At 44.1% G+C, this 16,464-nt stretch carries 14 protein-coding genes, 2 tRNA genes, 3 rRNA genes and 1 other RNA gene; 2 read left to right on the top strand and 18 right to left on the bottom strand.

Features of this window, described 5'->3' with window-relative positions:
* Positions 1–3: 3 nt before the first annotated feature.
* The 18 genes from NST39_RS00215 to tadA form a co-directional block, all read right to left on the bottom strand.
* On the bottom strand, positions 4–333 hold the full coding sequence (locus NST39_RS00215) for a cyclic-di-AMP receptor (protein ID WP_012008640.1): 330 nt from the start codon (positions 331–333) through the stop codon (positions 4–6).
* A gap of 79 nt (positions 334–412) precedes the next feature.
* Positions 413–1,051 carry a dTMP kinase gene (gene tmk / locus NST39_RS00210; protein ID WP_065097670.1) on the bottom strand — a complete coding sequence of 213 codons (639 nt, stop codon included), beginning with the start codon at positions 1,049–1,051 and terminating at the stop codon, positions 413–415.
* A complete protein-coding gene (locus tag NST39_RS00205; protein ID WP_341026460.1) occupies positions 1,048–2,457 on the bottom strand; it encodes an aminotransferase class I/II-fold pyridoxal phosphate-dependent enzyme in 1,410 nt (469 codons plus the stop codon). The genes tmk and NST39_RS00205 overlap by 4 nt, the downstream gene beginning before the upstream one ends.
* 77 nt (positions 2,458–2,534) lie before the next feature.
* Positions 2,535–3,593 (bottom strand): toxic anion resistance protein, encoded by a 1,059-nt coding sequence (locus NST39_RS00200; protein WP_341026458.1) that lies wholly within the window; start codon positions 3,591–3,593, stop codon positions 2,535–2,537.
* A gap of 19 nt (positions 3,594–3,612) precedes the next feature.
* On the bottom strand, positions 3,613–4,227 hold the full coding sequence (locus NST39_RS00195) for a 5-bromo-4-chloroindolyl phosphate hydrolysis family protein (protein WP_003217944.1): 615 nt from the start codon (positions 4,225–4,227) through the stop codon (positions 3,613–3,615).
* A 128-nt stretch (positions 4,228–4,355) separates the two neighbouring features.
* Positions 4,356–4,547 (bottom strand): sigma factor G inhibitor Gin, encoded by a 192-nt coding sequence (locus tag NST39_RS00190; protein ID WP_044140383.1) that lies wholly within the window; start codon positions 4,545–4,547, stop codon positions 4,356–4,358.
* 170 nt (positions 4,548–4,717) lie between these two features.
* Positions 4,718–4,833 (bottom strand): 5S ribosomal RNA (rrf, locus tag NST39_RS00185).
* A gap of 61 nt (positions 4,834–4,894) precedes the next feature.
* Positions 4,895–7,825, bottom strand: a 23S ribosomal RNA gene (locus NST39_RS00180).
* 98 nt (positions 7,826–7,923) lie between these two features.
* Positions 7,924–7,999: transfer RNA gene (locus tag NST39_RS00175), tRNA-Ala, on the bottom strand.
* A gap of 14 nt (positions 8,000–8,013) precedes the next feature.
* Positions 8,014–8,090: transfer RNA gene (locus tag NST39_RS00170), tRNA-Ile, on the bottom strand.
* Positions 8,091–8,185: 95 nt separating this feature from the next.
* Positions 8,186–9,734 (bottom strand): 16S ribosomal RNA (locus NST39_RS00165).
* The 16S, 23S and 5S rRNA genes sit together here with 2 tRNA genes alongside, the layout of an rRNA operon.
* Positions 9,735–10,010: 276 nt before the next feature.
* Complete coding sequence (locus NST39_RS00160) at positions 10,011–10,274, bottom strand: pro-sigmaK processing inhibitor BofA family protein (protein WP_003218084.1); 264 nt, start codon at positions 10,272–10,274, stop codon at positions 10,011–10,013.
* Positions 10,275–10,340: 66 nt separating this feature from the next.
* Positions 10,341–10,565 (bottom strand): YaaL family protein, encoded by a 225-nt coding sequence (locus NST39_RS00155; RefSeq protein WP_003218088.1) that lies wholly within the window; start codon positions 10,563–10,565, stop codon positions 10,341–10,343.
* An 18-nt stretch (positions 10,566–10,583) separates the two neighbouring features.
* Entirely contained in the window at positions 10,584–11,180 is a 597-nt protein-coding gene (recR, locus tag NST39_RS00150; RefSeq protein ID WP_113768807.1) for a recombination protein RecR, read from the bottom strand.
* 15 nt (positions 11,181–11,195) lie between these two features.
* Positions 11,196–11,519: a YbaB/EbfC family nucleoid-associated protein gene (locus NST39_RS00145; RefSeq protein WP_008342011.1), complete on the bottom strand. Its 324-nt coding sequence runs from the start codon at positions 11,517–11,519 to the stop codon at positions 11,196–11,198.
* Positions 11,520–11,545: 26 nt separating this feature from the next.
* Positions 11,546–13,258: a DNA polymerase III subunit gamma/tau gene (dnaX, locus tag NST39_RS00140; protein ID WP_341026457.1), complete on the bottom strand. Its 1,713-nt coding sequence runs from the start codon at positions 13,256–13,258 to the stop codon at positions 11,546–11,548.
* A 329-nt stretch (positions 13,259–13,587) separates the two neighbouring features.
* Positions 13,588–13,852: signal recognition particle sRNA large type (gene ffs / locus NST39_RS00135), an RNA gene on the bottom strand.
* Between the two features lie 76 nt (positions 13,853–13,928).
* Positions 13,929–14,405, bottom strand: coding sequence for a tRNA adenosine(34) deaminase TadA (tadA, locus tag NST39_RS00130; protein WP_044140444.1), 477 nt, complete (start codon positions 14,403–14,405; stop codon positions 13,929–13,931).
* 79 nt (positions 14,406–14,484) lie between these two features.
* Between tadA and NST39_RS00125 the strand changes: the two genes are divergently transcribed.
* Together NST39_RS00125 and NST39_RS00120 are read left to right on the top strand one after the other, a co-directional pair.
* Entirely contained in the window at positions 14,485–15,039 is a 555-nt protein-coding gene (locus NST39_RS00125; protein ID WP_065097772.1) for an isochorismatase family cysteine hydrolase, read from the top strand.
* 99 nt (positions 15,040–15,138) lie between these two features.
* Positions 15,139–16,386 (top strand): glycosyl hydrolase family 18 protein, encoded by a 1,248-nt coding sequence (locus NST39_RS00120; protein WP_437435423.1) that lies wholly within the window; start codon positions 15,139–15,141, stop codon positions 16,384–16,386.
* Positions 16,387–16,464: the final 78 nt, after the last annotated feature.

The following is a 16,464-nucleotide window of genomic DNA, read 5'->3' as shown; positions in this document are numbered from 1 at the left end:
TCCTTAGAATTGATGAAATTGTTCAACTGGCAGAATAAAGACAGTAGCTCCACCAACTTCAACCTCAACAGGGTATGGTACATATGAATCTGCGTTACCACCCATTGGAGATACAGGTGCAATCATTTGATCACGTTTGCGGCAATTTTCTTTTATAAGCTGCAATGCTTTATCCACTCGGACATCATCACAACCAATGATAAAAGTCGTATTCCCAGACTTTAAAAACCCACCAGTTGAAGCTAATTTTGTCACGCCGAATTGATGTTCAGTCAATATTTTCAACAACTTGCTGCTATCTTGGTCCTGTACAACGGCAACAATTAATTTCATTTGATTGGCCTCCTTTGTTTTAGGCACAGGTGACATGCCGATGTCTTCCTCTATATTATAACAACGATTGGGAATGAGGTCATATTTGATTTTTCTTTAATGTGTCCTGAATCACTCGAAGTACTTCTTCATAAACATTTTGCATCGGCTGAGAAGCATCCACTACATGGAATCGTTCTGGTGATTGCGCAATAAGTAGTTCATAGCCTTCTCTGACCAACTGGTGGAAATTCAGCGTCTCCATGTCTAATCGATTTTTTTCTCTTCCTTGATTGGCGTGAATTCGCTTTAGCCCTTCCTCAGGTGTAATGGAAAAGTAAATGGTCATTTGCGGCATCGTGCCATCAATAGCAAAGTCGTTAATTGACCTGACTTGGTCAATTCCAAGCCCTCTCGCATAGCCTTGATAAGCAAGAGAGCTATCAACAAAACGATCACACAAGACTGTCTCTCCGCGCTGCAATGCCGGTTCTACCTTTTCAGCCAAATGCTGCCTTCTTGCTGCTGCATACAGCAATGCCTCTGTTTTCGCGTCCATTTTTGTATTTTTTTCATTTAAAATGACTTCACGGATCTGCTCAGCAATGTCAATCCCACCCGGCTCGCGTGTCGCCATCACTGCATATCCTTGACGTTCCATTTCTTCGTACACTTTTCGTATCACTGTCGTTTTTCCGGCACCCTCTGGCCCTTCAAACGTAATAAACATACCGCTCATAGTGTCTCCTCTTCTATATAAACATATAATTTTCTCAGATGAATGACCTGACTTGCTTGAATATGAACCTCGTGACCAAGCAAACGGCTTAACGCTTCAATTTGTTCTTTTTCAATACGCTCTCCCTTAATCATCAAAGGAATTCCAGGTGGATAGGGAATAATGGATTCTGCACTCATCCGGCCTGCTGCATGTTCAAATGGGACAGCCTCTATATCTTGATTTTGTTCATCAGTCTCAATAGATACCATCTCATTTTGGGTATATTTTTTTCCTTTGAGCAATGAATCACTTTGCTTAAGAGCCTGCTCGATCCGCTTGAAAGGGACGTCCTTCCTCTGTTCTAAGCTAAGTACAAGTAAAACCTGATGTTCGTCCGCAAGCTCTGGATGAACATCCACTGATTCAAGCACCTGCTTTAGTTCGTAACCAGTCAGTCCTTTTGTTGATCGAATGACGCATTTTAAAGGATCGGAATGTAGCGAGTCAGGTTCAACCACTTCAAGATGGGTCAGACGGTTGAACTGATCTTTCAGCTCTGTCAGTTCTTTCATGATTACATCCAATGTCCCTTTTCCTTTGATCTCCTCGACATAAGCTCTTGCTACATCTAATGAGGCCATAATTGGATAAGAGGGCGAACTACTTTGAAGCATCGTGAGCAAGGTTTTCAAACGCTTCGCATCGATTCGGTCCCCTTGAAGATGAAGATAGGAACCCATCGTCATTGCCGGAAGGGTTTTATGTGCTGATTGTACCACCACGTCCGCTCCATAGGAAAGAGCAGATAGAGGAAAGGCACCGCCTAATACAAAATGCGCCCCATGTGCCTCATCAACCAAAACAACCATACCTGCTTCATGACACATGTGAATCAGCTTTGATAAATCAGCTGCATGTCCGTAGTAGTTCGGATAAGTCAAAACGATTGCCCGGCAATGAGGATGTCTTGCTATGGCTTTTCTCACTGTATCATCCGTCACATGTGTTGGAACGTGCAAGTGTGCGTCTATCTCAGCGTCTATCAGAATAGGCGTTGCCCCTGCAAGCTCGATCGCATGAAAGACAGACTTATGGCAATTACGCTGGACAAAAATCTCGTCTCCCGTGCGGCATGCTGTCATCACCATCGCCAAATTTCCGACTGTTGTGCCATTCACAAGGAAGAAGCTTTGATCTGAACCATATAGCTTAGTCAATAAATGTTCTGCCTCTTGGATGACCCCAGTCGGGTGATGAAGATCATCTAGGCCTTCAAGCTCCGTCACATCCAATTGAAGGATTGAAGCATAGTGAGACCGTGCCTCATCAAAAAAGACATCTCCATTGTGATGTCCTGGAACGTGAAAAGAATAAGGCTTCTTTTCCGCATGCTGTGCTAATGCTGTATATAAAGGTGTTCTCAAACAAATCGACCCTTTTCACTTTAACGATATCTTAAGTCTATTATAACGTCCAAACAAGTGAACCGAAAGATGGTTTCTCATTCCTTTATTGGGTTCGCCAACTGCTGCTCTGCCTCATACATACTGCTTTTCAATTGAGCTCGCTCTTGGCTTCCATGCTCTTTCACCTGTAACGTTTCCTGTAATGTTTCAGCTAATTGACGTTGAACCTTTTTCAAAGTATCTATAGGGGCTAAAGATGCCTCTTCAAGAATCTGCCCCTGCTGTTTCGATACATTTTCATATGTTTTTTGGATTCGGTCCTCAAGAGCTGAATTGGCCCGCTGCTGAATATGCGTTAATGCCATCGACATTTGGTTGATCCATAGAGGAATAGATGCTGAAACAGTTGATTGAATGTGATTGGCCAATGTATGATTCGTATGCTGGATCATCCGAATTTGAGCATTACATTGCAATGCAATTTGCCGGCTTAACAGCAAATCATACTTTCGTTCCTTTAGTCTCTCCACATACTCTTCTTCATTGACTTCTTGACTCATCAATTGCTCCTCTAACGTCCGTTCAACAGAAAGTTGCGTTTCTGAAAGAGGCTGCTGCTCTAACGTTGTCATTTTCGCTTCAACTGCGGCAACCTGCATCGTCATCTCTTGAAAATATGTTTGATTTTCTTCAAATAAACGCTCTAGTAACATATGGTCCGAGATTAATACGCCTCTTGCATAACGAAGCCTTGCTGACAATCTCTCGATCTGTGATTTTGCATGTTGAAAACGTGATATGATCTCCTGAGTAGATCGCTTATCCCGTTGAAACCATTTCAAAAAAAAGCCCTGTTTCTTTGGCACTAAATCCTCAGGCTCCACTACATGTAGCTGCTGCAAAAAGGCCTCCAGCACGTCTCCTATTTGATCAATATCTTTTTTCTCAACATATTTCATCATCTGTTGTGATTGTTCCAATAGTCGTTCCTGCACACGTGTACCATAGAAAAGGAGCTTTTGCGGATTTTCAGGGATCTGCTGAGCTCGCTGCACAGCTTCGTTTTTCTCTTCATCAGATAAGGTATCAAACACCCGAAACTGAAGATCTGTATTGGGGATAGGCGGTGTTGTGGCGTGATCTTCCGGTTTCATCGAGTTTGACTCCTTTCATCTATTTCTTCATCATTTTATCAGCTACTTCAAGCTCAATATGAAGAGCTTCTATATCTCTTCCTAACACTTGCTGCAAATCATTCGTCAATTGCTTTTGCAGCTCTGTCAATGTCACTCGGGTTTGGCTCAATGTCATTTCCAGCTCATGACTACGATTGGGCTGATTATACAATAGTGCATATTTCTCAGTTAGTTCAACGACAGAATCCAAGCTTTCAAAATAAAAACGCTGTGCATCATAAAAGCGATTAGGCTCTTTTTTTGTTATTGTATAGATTCGTCGCGCAAGCCGAAAAACTTCGTAATTATGTTTGATCGTTTGTACGTTTTTCACAGCAAATAAAGCTTTTTTTAAACGCACAAGCTTTTGTCCTGCTTCTTTTAAATGCTGTTTGATATATACATAATCACTTCGAGACAGTCCGTGTTTCTTTAAAAACAATTGGAAAGCAGTCCATCTGCTCCCTACAAACATCACGCCCCACCCAATCATCGCATACAGTATCGATAATCCAGCATGATGATGGAAAACCCCTATACTGACGGTTAAAATCACAAGCGAAAAAAAAGTAGAGAGGATGGCCCATATAAATGTATAAAAGATTGATTTCATGTTCATCGACTCCTATGAATAATCAGGCTCTCTGTTTATCTTATTATGAATTACGGATGATGTCCAAACTAAGTTCCAAAAAACAAGCCCAATCCTTCATAGCTCATAAAAAAAGACCATCTAGTGGTCTATGAATACAAAGGCGGCGTATGAAGATTTTTAAGCTTTCTCACATAATCGGAATAGCTAGGATCCGAGGTCGATGTAGAAATTAACTTTCGCTCACAGTCGCGGCACAAAAACTGATGATATAAATAAATTCCCTTTGTCTTTTTCTCTTCACAAATCAAACAAATCGCTTCTCGCTCTTTTATGCTCATTGTGACACCTCCACTTATAGCTTCAGTATGCCCTAGCGCTTTCAATTGTATACAAAATTAAGAATGTTTTAGATGGTAGTTTAGTATATGTATCCATGTCAGATCGGGTGTTTGTTCCTTTTCTTAAAAAACAAAAAAGACCAGTTCCTTATGGAACTGATCCTTAAAAAGCTTGGCGGCGTCCTACTCTCACAGGGGGAGACCCCCAACTACCATCGGCGCTGAAGAGCTTAACTTCCGTGTTCGGTATGGGAACGGGTGTGACCTCTTCGCTATCGCCACCAAACCTGATGGAGAGAATGTTCTCTCAAAACTAGATAACAATGTTCAAGCTTCACATTAGAATATAGGTTAAGTCCTCGATCTATTAGTATCTGTCAGCTCCACGTGTCACCACGCTTCCACCTCAGACCTATCAACCTGATCATCTTTCAGGGATCTTACTTCCTTGCGGAATGGGAAATCTCATCTTGAGGGGGGCTTCATGCTTAGATGCTTTCAGCACTTATCCCGTCCGCACATAGCTACCCAGCGATGCCCTTGGCAGAACAACTGGTACACCAGCGGTGCGTCCATCCCGGTCCTCTCGTACTAAGGACAGCTCCTCTCAAATTTCCTGCGCCCGCGACGGATAGGGACCGAACTGTCTCACGACGTTCTGAACCCAGCTCGCGTACCGCTTTAATGGGCGAACAGCCCAACCCTTGGGACCGACTACAGCCCCAGGATGCGATGAGCCGACATCGAGGTGCCAAACCTCCCCGTCGATGTGGACTCTTGGGGGAGATAAGCCTGTTATCCCCGGGGTAGCTTTTATCCGTTGAGCGATGGCCCTTCCATGCGGAACCACCGGATCACTAAGCCCGACTTTCGTCCCTGCTCGACTTGTAGGTCTCGCAGTCAAGCTCCCTTGTGCCTTTACACTCTGCGAATGATTTCCAACCATTCTGAGGGAACCTTTGGGCGCCTCCGTTACATTTTAGGAGGCGACCGCCCCAGTCAAACTGCCCACCTGACACTGTCTCCCTGCCCGATAAGGGCAGCGGGTTAGAAGGTCAATACAGCCAGGGTAGTATCCCACCGATGCCTCCACCGAAGCTAGCGCTCCGGTTTCCAAGGCTCCTACCTATCCTGTACAAGCTGTACCAACATTCAATATCAGGCTGCAGTAAAGCTCCACGGGGTCTTTCCGTCCTGTCGCGGGTAACCTGCATCTTCACAGGTACTATAATTTCACCGAGTCTCTCGTTGAGACAGTGCCCAGATCGTTGCGCCTTTCGTGCGGGTCGGAACTTACCCGACAAGGAATTTCGCTACCTTAGGACCGTTATAGTTACGGCCGCCGTTTACTGGGGCTTCAATTCGCACCTTCGCTTACGCTAAGCGCTCCTCTTAACCTTCCAGCACCGGGCAGGCGTCAGCCCCTATACTTCGCCTTACGGCTTCGCAGAGACCTGTGTTTTTGCTAAACAGTCGCCTGGGCCTATTCACTGCGGCTTCTCGGGGCTTTAACACCCTAAGAAGCACCCCTTCTCCCGAAGTTACGGGGTCATTTTGCCGAGTTCCTTAACGAGAGTTCTCTCGATCACCTTAGGATTCTCTCCTCGCCTACCTGTGTCGGTTTGCGGTACGGGCACCTCTCACCTCGCTAGAGGCTTTTCTTGGCAGTGTGGAATCAGGAACTTCGCTACTAAATTTCGCTCGCCATCACAGCTCAGCCTTTACGGGAAACGGATTTGCCTATTTCCCAGCCTAACTGCTTGGACGCGGATATCCAATACCGCGCTTACCCTATCCTCCTGCGTCCCCCCATTGCTCAAATGGTGAGGAGGTGGTACAGGAATATCAACCTGTTGTCCATCGCCTACGCCTTTCGGCCTCGGCTTAGGTCCCGACTAACCCTGAGCGGACGAGCCTTCCTCAGGAAACCTTAGGCATTCGGTGGACGGGATTCTCACCCGTCTTTCGCTACTCATACCGGCATTCTCACTTCTAAGCGCTCCACCAGTCCTTCCGGTCTGACTTCACAGCACTTAGAACGCTCTCCTACCACTGTTCGTAAGAACAGTCCGCAGCTTCGGTGATACGTTTAGCCCCGGTACATTTTCGGCGCAGAGTCACTCGACCAGTGAGCTATTACGCACTCTTTAAATGGTGGCTGCTTCTAAGCCAACATCCTGGTTGTCTAAGCAACTCCACATCCTTTTCCACTTAACGTATACTTTGGGACCTTAGCTGGCGGTCTGGGCTGTTTCCCTTTCGACTACGGATCTTATCACTCGCAGTCTGACTCCCAAGGATAAGTCATCGGCATTCGGAGTTTGACTGAATTCGGTAACCCGGTAGGGGCCCCTAGTCCAATCAGTGCTCTACCTCCGAGACTCTTACCTTGAGGCTAGCCCTAAAGCTATTTCGGAGAGAACCAGCTATCTCCAGGTTCGATTGGCATTTCACCCCTACCCACACCTCATCCCCGCACTTTTCAACGTGCGTGGGTTCGGGCCTCCATTCAGTGTTACCTGAACTTCACCCTGGACATGGGTAGATCACCTGGTTTCGGGTCTACGACCACGTACTCATGCGCCCTATTCAGACTCGCTTTCGCTGCGGCTCCGCATCTTCTGCTTAACCTTGCACGGGATCGTAACTCGCCGGTTCATTCTACAAAAGGCACGCCATCACCCTTTAACGGGCTCTGACTACTTGTAGGCACACGGTTTCAGGATCTATTTCACTCCCCTTCCGGGGTGCTTTTCACCTTTCCCTCACGGTACTGGTTCACTATCGGTCACTAGGGAGTATTTAGCCTTGGGAGATGGTCCTCCCGGATTCCGACGGAATTTCACGTGTTCCGCCGTACTCAGGATCCACTCTGGAGAGAACAACATTTCAGTTACAGGGCTGTTACCTTCTTTGGCGGGCCTTTCCAGACCTCTTCGCTTATATCGTTCCTTTGTAACTCCGTATAGAGTGTCCTACAACCCCAAGAGGCAAGCCTCTTGGTTTGGGCTGTTCCCGTTTCGCTCGCCGCTACTCAGGGAATCGCATTTGCTTTCTCTTCCTCCGGGTACTTAGATGTTTCAGTTCCCCGGGTATGCCTTCTCATACTCTATGTATTCAAGTATGGATACTACTCCATTACGAGCAGTGGGTTTCCCCATTCGGAAATCTCCGGATCAAAGCTTGCTTACAGCTCCCCGAAGCATATCGGTGTTCGTCCCGTCCTTCATCGGCTCCTAGTGCCAAGGCATCCACCGTGCGCCCTTTCTAACTTAACCATTTCTTACTTTAGAAAGAATCACTATGTGTGATGAACTTTGCATTGCATTCAATGTGAATGTATTACTTATTGTTATCTAGTTTTCAAAGAACACGTTGGTGGAGCCTAGCGGGATCGAACCGCTGACCTCCTGCGTGCAAGGCAGGCGCTCTCCCAGCTGAGCTAAGGCCCCGATTTAATAGAAGATGGTGGGCCTGAGTGGACTCGAACCACCGACCTCACGCTTATCAGGCGTGCGCTCTAACCAGCTGAGCTACAGGCCCATCTTTCATATCGAAGATATGATGTTGTAGGATCTTTTGCAAGTTCCTTCAAAACTAAACAAGACGAAAACGCACGCTGCTCCATATATCCTTAGAAAGGAGGTGATCCAGCCGCACCTTCCGATACGGCTACCTTGTTACGACTTCACCCCAATCATCTGCCCCACCTTCGGCGGCTGGCTCCATAAAGGTTACCTCACCGACTTCGGGTGTTGCAAACTCTCGTGGTGTGACGGGCGGTGTGTACAAGGCCCGGGAACGTATTCACCGCGGCATGCTGATCCGCGATTACTAGCGATTCCAGCTTCACGCAGTCGAGTTGCAGACTGCGATCCGAACTGAGAACAGATTTATGGGATTGGCTAAACCTTGCGGTCTCGCAGCCCTTTGTTCTGTCCATTGTAGCACGTGTGTAGCCCAGGTCATAAGGGGCATGATGATTTGACGTCATCCCCACCTTCCTCCGGTTTGTCACCGGCAGTCACCTTAGAGTGCCCAACTAAATGCTGGCAACTAAGATCAAGGGTTGCGCTCGTTGCGGGACTTAACCCAACATCTCACGACACGAGCTGACGACAACCATGCACCACCTGTCACTCTGTCCCCGAAGGGAAAGCCCTATCTCTAGGGTTGTCAGAGGATGTCAAGACCTGGTAAGGTTCTTCGCGTTGCTTCGAATTAAACCACATGCTCCACCGCTTGTGCGGGCCCCCGTCAATTCCTTTGAGTTTCAGTCTTGCGACCGTACTCCCCAGGCGGAGTGCTTAATGCGTTAGCTGCAGCACTAAGGGGCGGAAACCCCCTAACACTTAGCACTCATCGTTTACGGCGTGGACTACCAGGGTATCTAATCCTGTTCGCTCCCCACGCTTTCGCTCCTCAGCGTCAGTTACAGACCAGAGAGTCGCCTTCGCCACTGGTGTTCCTCCACATCTCTACGCATTTCACCGCTACACGTGGAATTCCACTCTCCTCTTCTGCACTCAAGTTTCCCAGTTTCCAATGACCCTCCCCGGTTGAGCCGGGGGCTTTCACATCAGACTTAAGAAACCGCCTGCGAGCCCTTTACGCCCAATAATTCCGGACAACGCTTGCCACCTACGTATTACCGCGGCTGCTGGCACGTAGTTAGCCGTGGCTTTCTGGTTAGGTACCGTCAAGGTGCGAGCAGTTACTCTCGCACTTGTTCTTCCCTAACAACAGAGCTTTACGATCCGAAAACCTTCATCACTCACGCGGCGTTGCTCCGTCAGACTTTCGTCCATTGCGGAAGATTCCCTACTGCTGCCTCCCGTAGGAGTCTGGGCCGTGTCTCAGTCCCAGTGTGGCCGATCACCCTCTCAGGTCGGCTACGCATCGTCGCCTTGGTGAGCCATTACCCCACCAACTAGCTAATGCGCCGCGGGTCCATCTGTAAGTGACAGCCGAAACCGTCTTTCATCCTTGAACCATGCGGTTCAAGGAACTATCCGGTATTAGCTCCGGTTTCCCGGAGTTATCCCAGTCTTACAGGCAGGTTACCCACGTGTTACTCACCCGTCCGCCGCTAACATCCGGGAGCAAGCTCCCTTCTGTTCGCTCGACTTGCATGTATTAGGCACGCCGCCAGCGTTCGTCCTGAGCCAGGATCAAACTCTCCGAAAAAGTACAAAACCGAAGTTTTGTTTTTCGTCAGCGTTTGACTGACTACCTATGATGTTTCATAGGATTTTTTTATAAAAACTCGAATTAACAGGTACGTTTTGTCTTGTTTAGTTTTCAAAGAACTTGTTTACCGCTTCAGAAGCGACTAGAACATCATACCACATTTAAATTGTTAATGTCAACAACTTTTTCGTTATCATGTTTTTTCGTTTCTTCGTCATCAGCGACGTATATTAATTTACCACCATACAGAATCAAAGTCAACAATATTTTTCATTAAATAATAAATTTTTCAATTACGACTAAAGCTGCTACGCCTGGGATGCCCAATAAACCACTGATTCCACTTGTTACAGGGTTAATAGAGACATGTAATCCTAGACTCTCACCAAATAGATTGAGGCAAAATAAAAAAAGAGCACCTGCCACAAACTTTATTCCGATCAGCCCTAACCATTTGATGGGGTTCGCTTGAACACCTGACATAAACAACAATAGTACAGCAAGCAAAATTGACCCGATCACAATAACAGGTTCCATAATCCTCTCATCTCCTCTTCATATGAATAGTACAAGCATATGAGAGGACTATGTAAAATAGACCTGCTATCTCCAGTTGTTTAAACGTAAGTTCCTCTTTTTCGCTTCTCTTAGATAGAAAAAGTACTTCGCTTGAGCAAGCTTTAATTCGAATAGAATGTCCGGTGAAGGCTCAACGCTATTTGCGACAAGCTTTTTTTGTCTGTTCCATTCTTCCTTTTGCTTAAAAAGCTGTTGAATTAATTTCTCATCGAATTCTTTTCGAATTGATTTTCTGCGAAGAAAACCCATGTACCGTACTTCTCCTTCCTACATCTCACGTCTGCCCTCTATAGCTTTAGACAGTGTGACTTCATCCGCATACTCTAAGTCTCCACCTACTGGTAGTCCGTGAGCAATACGAGAGAGTTTAATTCCTGATGGTTTCAACAATCTAGAGATATACATGGCTGTAGCCTCTCCTTCAATGTTTGGATTGGTTGCAAGGATTACCTCTGTCACTTGATCGTCTTGCAATCTTTTTAACAGATCAGGAATTTTAATATCCTCTGGACCAATGCCATCCATTGGCGAAATAGCACCATGAAGTACATGATATAAGCCGTTGTATTCTTTCATCTTTTCCATCGCGATCACATCTTTTGGATCTTGCACTACACAGATAACAGATTGATCTCTTCTTGTATCTTCACAAATATAGCAAGGATCTTGATCTGTGATATGGCCGCATACCGAGCAATAAGTTAAATTACGCTTTGCATTAACAAGCGCCTTCGCGAAATCTAGTACGACATCTTCCTGCATACTAAGAACAAAAAAAGCCAGACGGACCGCAGTTTTCGGTCCGATTCCTGGCAATTTCATAAAGCTGTCAATCAGCTTTGATATTGGTTCAGGATATTGCATCTTCAGTTATTCCTCCTAGAATAAACCTGGCATGTTCATTCCTTTTGTGAATTGACCCATTGTTTCATTTGTTAACTCATCAACTTTTTTCAATGCATCGTTTGTCGCTGCAAGTACAAGATCTTGAAGCATATCGATATCTTCTGGATCAACAACTTCTTCATTGATTGCTACATCGACAACTTCTTTTTGTCCATTTACTTTTACAGTGACCATACCGCCACCAGCTGTACCTTCAAGGACTTTTTCTGCAAGCTCTTCTTGAGCCTTAGCCATATCCTTTTGCATTTTTTGCATTTGTTTCATCATTTTTTGCATATTTCCCATTCCACCGCGCATATGAACACCACTCTCTTTCATTTTTATTAATCTTTAATTTCAATTAAATCGGTTCCTACTAACTTCTTTGCTTCTGCAATCAATGGATCCTCTTCAGCAGGAGTCCCCTGACCATCTGCCTGTTCATCTGGCTGATGATCTCTTAAAAATTCTTCTCTTATTTTACCCCATTGAGCGTCAGGAACGCCAACTAATTCCACTCTTTTCCCTAACATAGACTCTAGTAGCTGCTCAAGGTTGGTTCGAACACCACTTTTATCTTCAGCAACCATTTTACAATGTATTTCAAACTTGAATTTTAAAACAAAGGCATGAGTAGCAGCAGCAACTGGTTCACTATCCGTTAATAGTGCAGCGTGAGACACCTTATTCTGCAGTTTCAAGTGGGCAAGGAGTTCTCCCCATTTACCTTTAATTTTTTCTAGCTCTGGACGTTTTGCCTCTTTTAGAATCTCGTGAATTCGACCGACAGGTGCACGGTATCCATTTTTGTTACTCGTTTGTGGTCGAGGTGCTTCCTTTTTTTCTTGAGGATGATGAGAATGAGACATTGGCACACCCTCAGCTTTTATCCTAGATAGCTCCTGTTCCAACCTATCTATTTTATCCGTTAGCGCCGTTAAATCAGCGTTAGCATGAGCTTGTGGTATTCCAGCCGTTGACTGACATAGCTTGACAACAGCTACCTCAAAGAAAATCCTTGGATGATTCGTCCATTTCATTTCTTGGTGACTTTTATTCAGCACTTCAATTGTTTCATATAGAAATTGAGGTGTCACACGATCCGAAAGCGTCACGAAATTTTCATCGACCTTTACCTTTTCAAGGACCCCTTCCAGATCTGGTGCTGTTTTATAAAGCAGCATATCTCTAAAATAAAAAATCATGTCCTCTATTAATTTAGCAGTATCTTTCCCCTGCTGAAGTAATTCATTTAAGGTATCTAACGCCACAGCAATATTTTGATCAAAAATTGCTTCGGCTAGCTGACTAATGAATTGCTGAGAAACAGCTCCTGTAATGAGCAGCGCATCATCAATTGTCAGTTGCTCACCACTAAATGAAATTGCTTGATCTAAGAGGCTTAGTGCATCACGCATACCGCCATCAGCTGCACTAGCGATAATCTCGAGCGAGCCCTCTTGTACATTTAGGCTTTCTGCATCTACAATTTTCTGCATTCTTCCAACAATATCTTTTGTTGTGATTCGTTTAAAATCAAATCTCTGGCAACGAGATATGATGGTAAGAGGAATCTTATGAGGCTCTGTGGTAGCCAAAATAAAGATACAATGAGCGGGCGGCTCCTCTAACGTTTTAAGGAGGGCATTAAACGCCCCGATAGAGAGCATATGTACTTCATCTATAATATAAACCTTATATGTAACCGCCGAAGGAGCAAATTTCACTTTATCACGTATATCACGGATTTCATCTACCCCGTTGTTTGAGGCAGCATCTATTTCGATCACATCTGAAATCGAGCCGTTAGTAATCCCTTTACAGGCATCACATTCATTACAAGGTTCACTCACAGGTGACTTTTCACAGTTCACTGCCTTCGCAAAGATTTTAGCAGCACTTGTTTTACCTGTTCCTCTAGGACCTGAAAATAAGTAAGCATGAGAAAACTTCTTCTGCAAAAGGGCATTTTGCAACGTTTTTGTGATGTGTTCTTGTCCAACAACATCCTCAAAAACTTGAGGTCTGAACACTCGATACAAAGCTTGATAACTCACAAATACGCCCTCCTCCATTTATCATCTTTTTTATTATACATGATGCACCGATCAATTCAAAAGCACACCTTTATTTTCTAATAAACGAAAATGATGATTTCAACTATAGATTTTCTACTTTCTATGAATCAAAAACCTTTTTTCTAGATTTTCGAATTGATCTGCCACACCATAAAGAACACTAGTTCTCATCATGATTAATAAAAAAACAAAAGACTCTAAAAAGATTTTTTGGCTATTTGTATAAACAAAGCAGCTGAGCTATTCTTTAAACAGCAACAAAAAACTCACCTAGATTAACTAGATGAGTTACATTTAATATTGATTTACCGTGCACCTTCTGTCGATTCGCTACCCCAAGCGTTACTTAAACAGTTAGCTCGGCCCAGGCAACCCTGCGGCACATGAGAGGTTTCACTTAATGCTGCTTCCTTCCGGACCTGACATGGTTCATGAATTCCCATTGCGCAGGACCCAGACGTCAACACCACTTATTTAAGGCAGACCTTGAAGTAAACGAACCTTGAGAAGGGATTCGGCCTCGCTAGAGCGGATTGCGAGTACAGGGCACCGCTACCTCCCCGCTTAGCACGGCAAAATGAATATTAAATTGTTAGTGACGCAGACATAAGTATACCTTCTTATAGCCGAAATTGCAAACGACATCCATTCATTTACTTTTGGCTTGTTTCTTTCGCTGACGGAGATTTCGGAAGAACTGACTTAACAGCTCACCACACTCATTTTCAAGTACACCACCAATGACTTCAGACTGATGATTGAACCGTTCATCATCCAGTAAATTCATTAAAGTACCTGCACATCCACCTTTTGGATCGTATGCACCGAAAACGACCTTTTTCACTCTAGAAAGGACAATCGCTCCCGCACACATAGGACATGGTTCAAGCGTCACATAAAGTACAGCATCCTCTAAACGCCAGCTTCCAGCCGTTTTACACGCTTCATCAATGGCAAGTAATTCTGCATGTGCAATTGAACGCTGCTCTGTTTCCCTTAAATTATGAGCTCGGCTCACAATTTGGTCATCAACAACGATGATGGCACCGATTGGTACTTCTCCTATTTGTTCTGCTTTTAAGGCTTCAGAAATAGCTTCTTGCATAAACTGTTCATCTCTCGTCATAGCACGGCTCTCTTTTCATGTTTTTTAAAAGGATATTGAGGTTAACATATTAGCACAATCTTTTAAAGGGGGTCTTACTTTGTCAAAGCACCAAAAGGCACTGCTTATTATCGACATGATTAATAATTTTGATTTTGAAATGGGACATGTGCTCGCTGATAAAACAGAGCAAATGACCAATAAGATTTTAGCTCTTAAAGATCATGCTTTCAAGGAAAATTGGCCGATTATCTATATCAACGACCACTATGGTCTCTGGAAGGCTGATATTCAAGCTGTGATGGAAACATGTAAAAATGAAAGAAGCGCCCCTATTTTAGAGAAAATGGCACCATCTAAAGATGATTACTTCTTAATTAAACCGAAGCATTCTGCCTTCTATGGAACTGCATTAGAGACACTCTTAAATGAATTAGGTGTGCAAGACATCATTTTGACCGGAATTGCAGGAAACATTTGCGTTCTGTTCACTGCAAATGACGCATACATGCGAGAATACAACTTAATTGTACCTAAAGATTGTATCGCATCAAATGACGACAGAGACAACGAATATGCTTTAACGATGATGGAGAACGTTCTACTAGCAAAAATCACCACTGCTAAAGAGATCACGAATGAAAATCAAACATGATTTATCCATAACCCTCATAAATTGTTAGCAATAACAAAGGGGGCGTTGACTATTCAAATTTATGTTGTCAAAAGAGGAGATACTTTAAACGAAATTGCCATGCGCTTTAAAACAACAGTCAATGAAATCATCCGTACCAACGATATTGAAACACCAAATCAACTCGTCATTGGACAAACAATTGTCATTCCAATTAGAGGACAATTTTATGAGGTCAAACAAAATGACACACTTTATCAAATTGGAAGACGATTTCGAATTTCAGTGGAAGAGTTGGCACGTGTGAATAGAATACGGCCTGAAGCGATACTTCCTATTCGCTTCTTGCTCTATATTCCTCAAAGACCTAAGAGGAACATTAATTCGAATGCTTACATTGAACCACGGGGAAATCAAGTCAGTGAAAACTTAAAACAAGCAGCTAGAGAGGCCTCTCCATATTTAACGCATTTAGGCGCCTTTAGTTTTCAAGCGCAAAGAGATGGAACACTGAAAGAACCACCGTTAGATCAGCTACCTCAAATAGCCGCTCAGAGCAGAACCGTTTTATCAATGGTGGTGACTAACCTAGAGAATGATAAATTCAGTGATGAACTTGGGCGAATTCTTTTGAATAACCAATCTGTCAAAGCCACATTTTTAAATGAAATCGTTCGTGTTGCAAAAAAGTATCAATTAAAAGAAATCCATTTTGATTTTGAATATTTACGTCCCGCTGATAAAGATGCTTACATTCAATTTTTAAGAGAGGCAACAACCCGCTTCCATCAAGAAGGATGGACAATATCTGTTGCGCTTGCCCCTAAAACAAGTAGTCAGCAAAAGGGAAAATGGTATGAAGCTCATGACTATGAAGCCATTGGGAAGATCGTCGATCATGTTGTATTAATGACCTACGAATGGGGATACAGCGGCGGCCCTGCGCAAGCAGTCTCTCCCATTGGACCTGTCCGCCAAGTCATTGAATATGCACTGACCGTTATGCCAGCCAATCAAATTGTTATGGGCCAGAACTTATACGGCTATGATTGGACGCTACCTTACGTTCAAGGCGGCCCTATTGCTAAAGCTGTCAGTCCCCAACAAGCGATTGCAATTGCTAGAAGTAATAATGCCTCCATTCTATATGACAAAACAGCACAAGCACCTTATTTTCGTTATACAGATGCCAATAATAAAGAGCACGAGGTATGGTTCGAAGATGCTAGATCAATTCAAGCAAAGTTCAACCTCATCAAAGAGTTAAACTTGAACGGACTTGCTTATTGGAAATTAGGTCTATCCTTCCCTCAAAATTGGCTCTTATTATCCGATCAATTTAATATTGAAAAAAGAACGACATCGTAATCCGTTCGCTCTATCTCTCGGAAGGGGTATGGTACAATATACATTGGTTTGACAACTTTATAGATAGAGGAGAACGCC

It is taken from the genome of Bacillus sp. FSL W8-0645, assembly GCF_038007905.1.
Classification (GTDB): domain Bacteria; phylum Bacillota; class Bacilli; order Bacillales; family Bacillaceae; genus Bacillus; species Bacillus pumilus.
Note: the sequence above shows the minus strand (reverse complement) of the source record. Positions and strands in the feature narration are given on the sequence as shown.

Excerpts from the sequence above, each read along its gene's own strand:
- NST39_RS00155 (WP_003218088.1), bottom strand. The coding sequence starts at position 10,565 with ATGGGTTTTCTTCGCAGAAAATCAATTCGAAAAGAATTCGATGAGAAA.
- tmk (WP_065097670.1), bottom strand. The coding sequence starts at position 1,051 with ATGAGCGGTATGTTTATTACGTTTGAAGGGCCAGAGGGTGCCGGAAAA.
- NST39_RS00195 (WP_003217944.1), bottom strand. The coding sequence starts at position 4,227 with ATGAAATCAATCTTTTATACATTTATATGGGCCATCCTCTCTACTTTT.
- tadA (WP_044140444.1), bottom strand. The coding sequence starts at position 14,405 with ATGACGAGAGATGAACAGTTTATGCAAGAAGCTATTTCTGAAGCCTTA.
- recR (WP_113768807.1), bottom strand. The coding sequence starts at position 11,180 with ATGCAATATCCTGAACCAATATCAAAGCTGATTGACAGCTTTATGAAA.
- NST39_RS00120 (WP_437435423.1), top strand. The coding sequence starts at position 15,139 with ATGCGCTTTAAAACAACAGTCAATGAAATCATCCGTACCAACGATATT.
- NST39_RS00190 (WP_044140383.1), bottom strand. The coding sequence starts at position 4,547 with ATGAGCATAAAAGAGCGAGAAGCGATTTGTTTGATTTGTGAAGAGAAA.
- NST39_RS00200 (WP_341026458.1), bottom strand. The coding sequence starts at position 3,593 with ATGAAACCGGAAGATCACGCCACAACACCGCCTATCCCCAATACAGAT.
- NST39_RS00145 (WP_008342011.1), bottom strand. The coding sequence starts at position 11,519 with ATGCGCGGTGGAATGGGAAATATGCAAAAAATGATGAAACAAATGCAA.
- NST39_RS00160 (WP_003218084.1), bottom strand. The coding sequence starts at position 10,274 with ATGGAACCTGTTATTGTGATCGGGTCAATTTTGCTTGCTGTACTATTG.
- NST39_RS00215 (WP_012008640.1), bottom strand. The coding sequence starts at position 333 with ATGAAATTAATTGTTGCCGTTGTACAGGACCAAGATAGCAGCAAGTTG.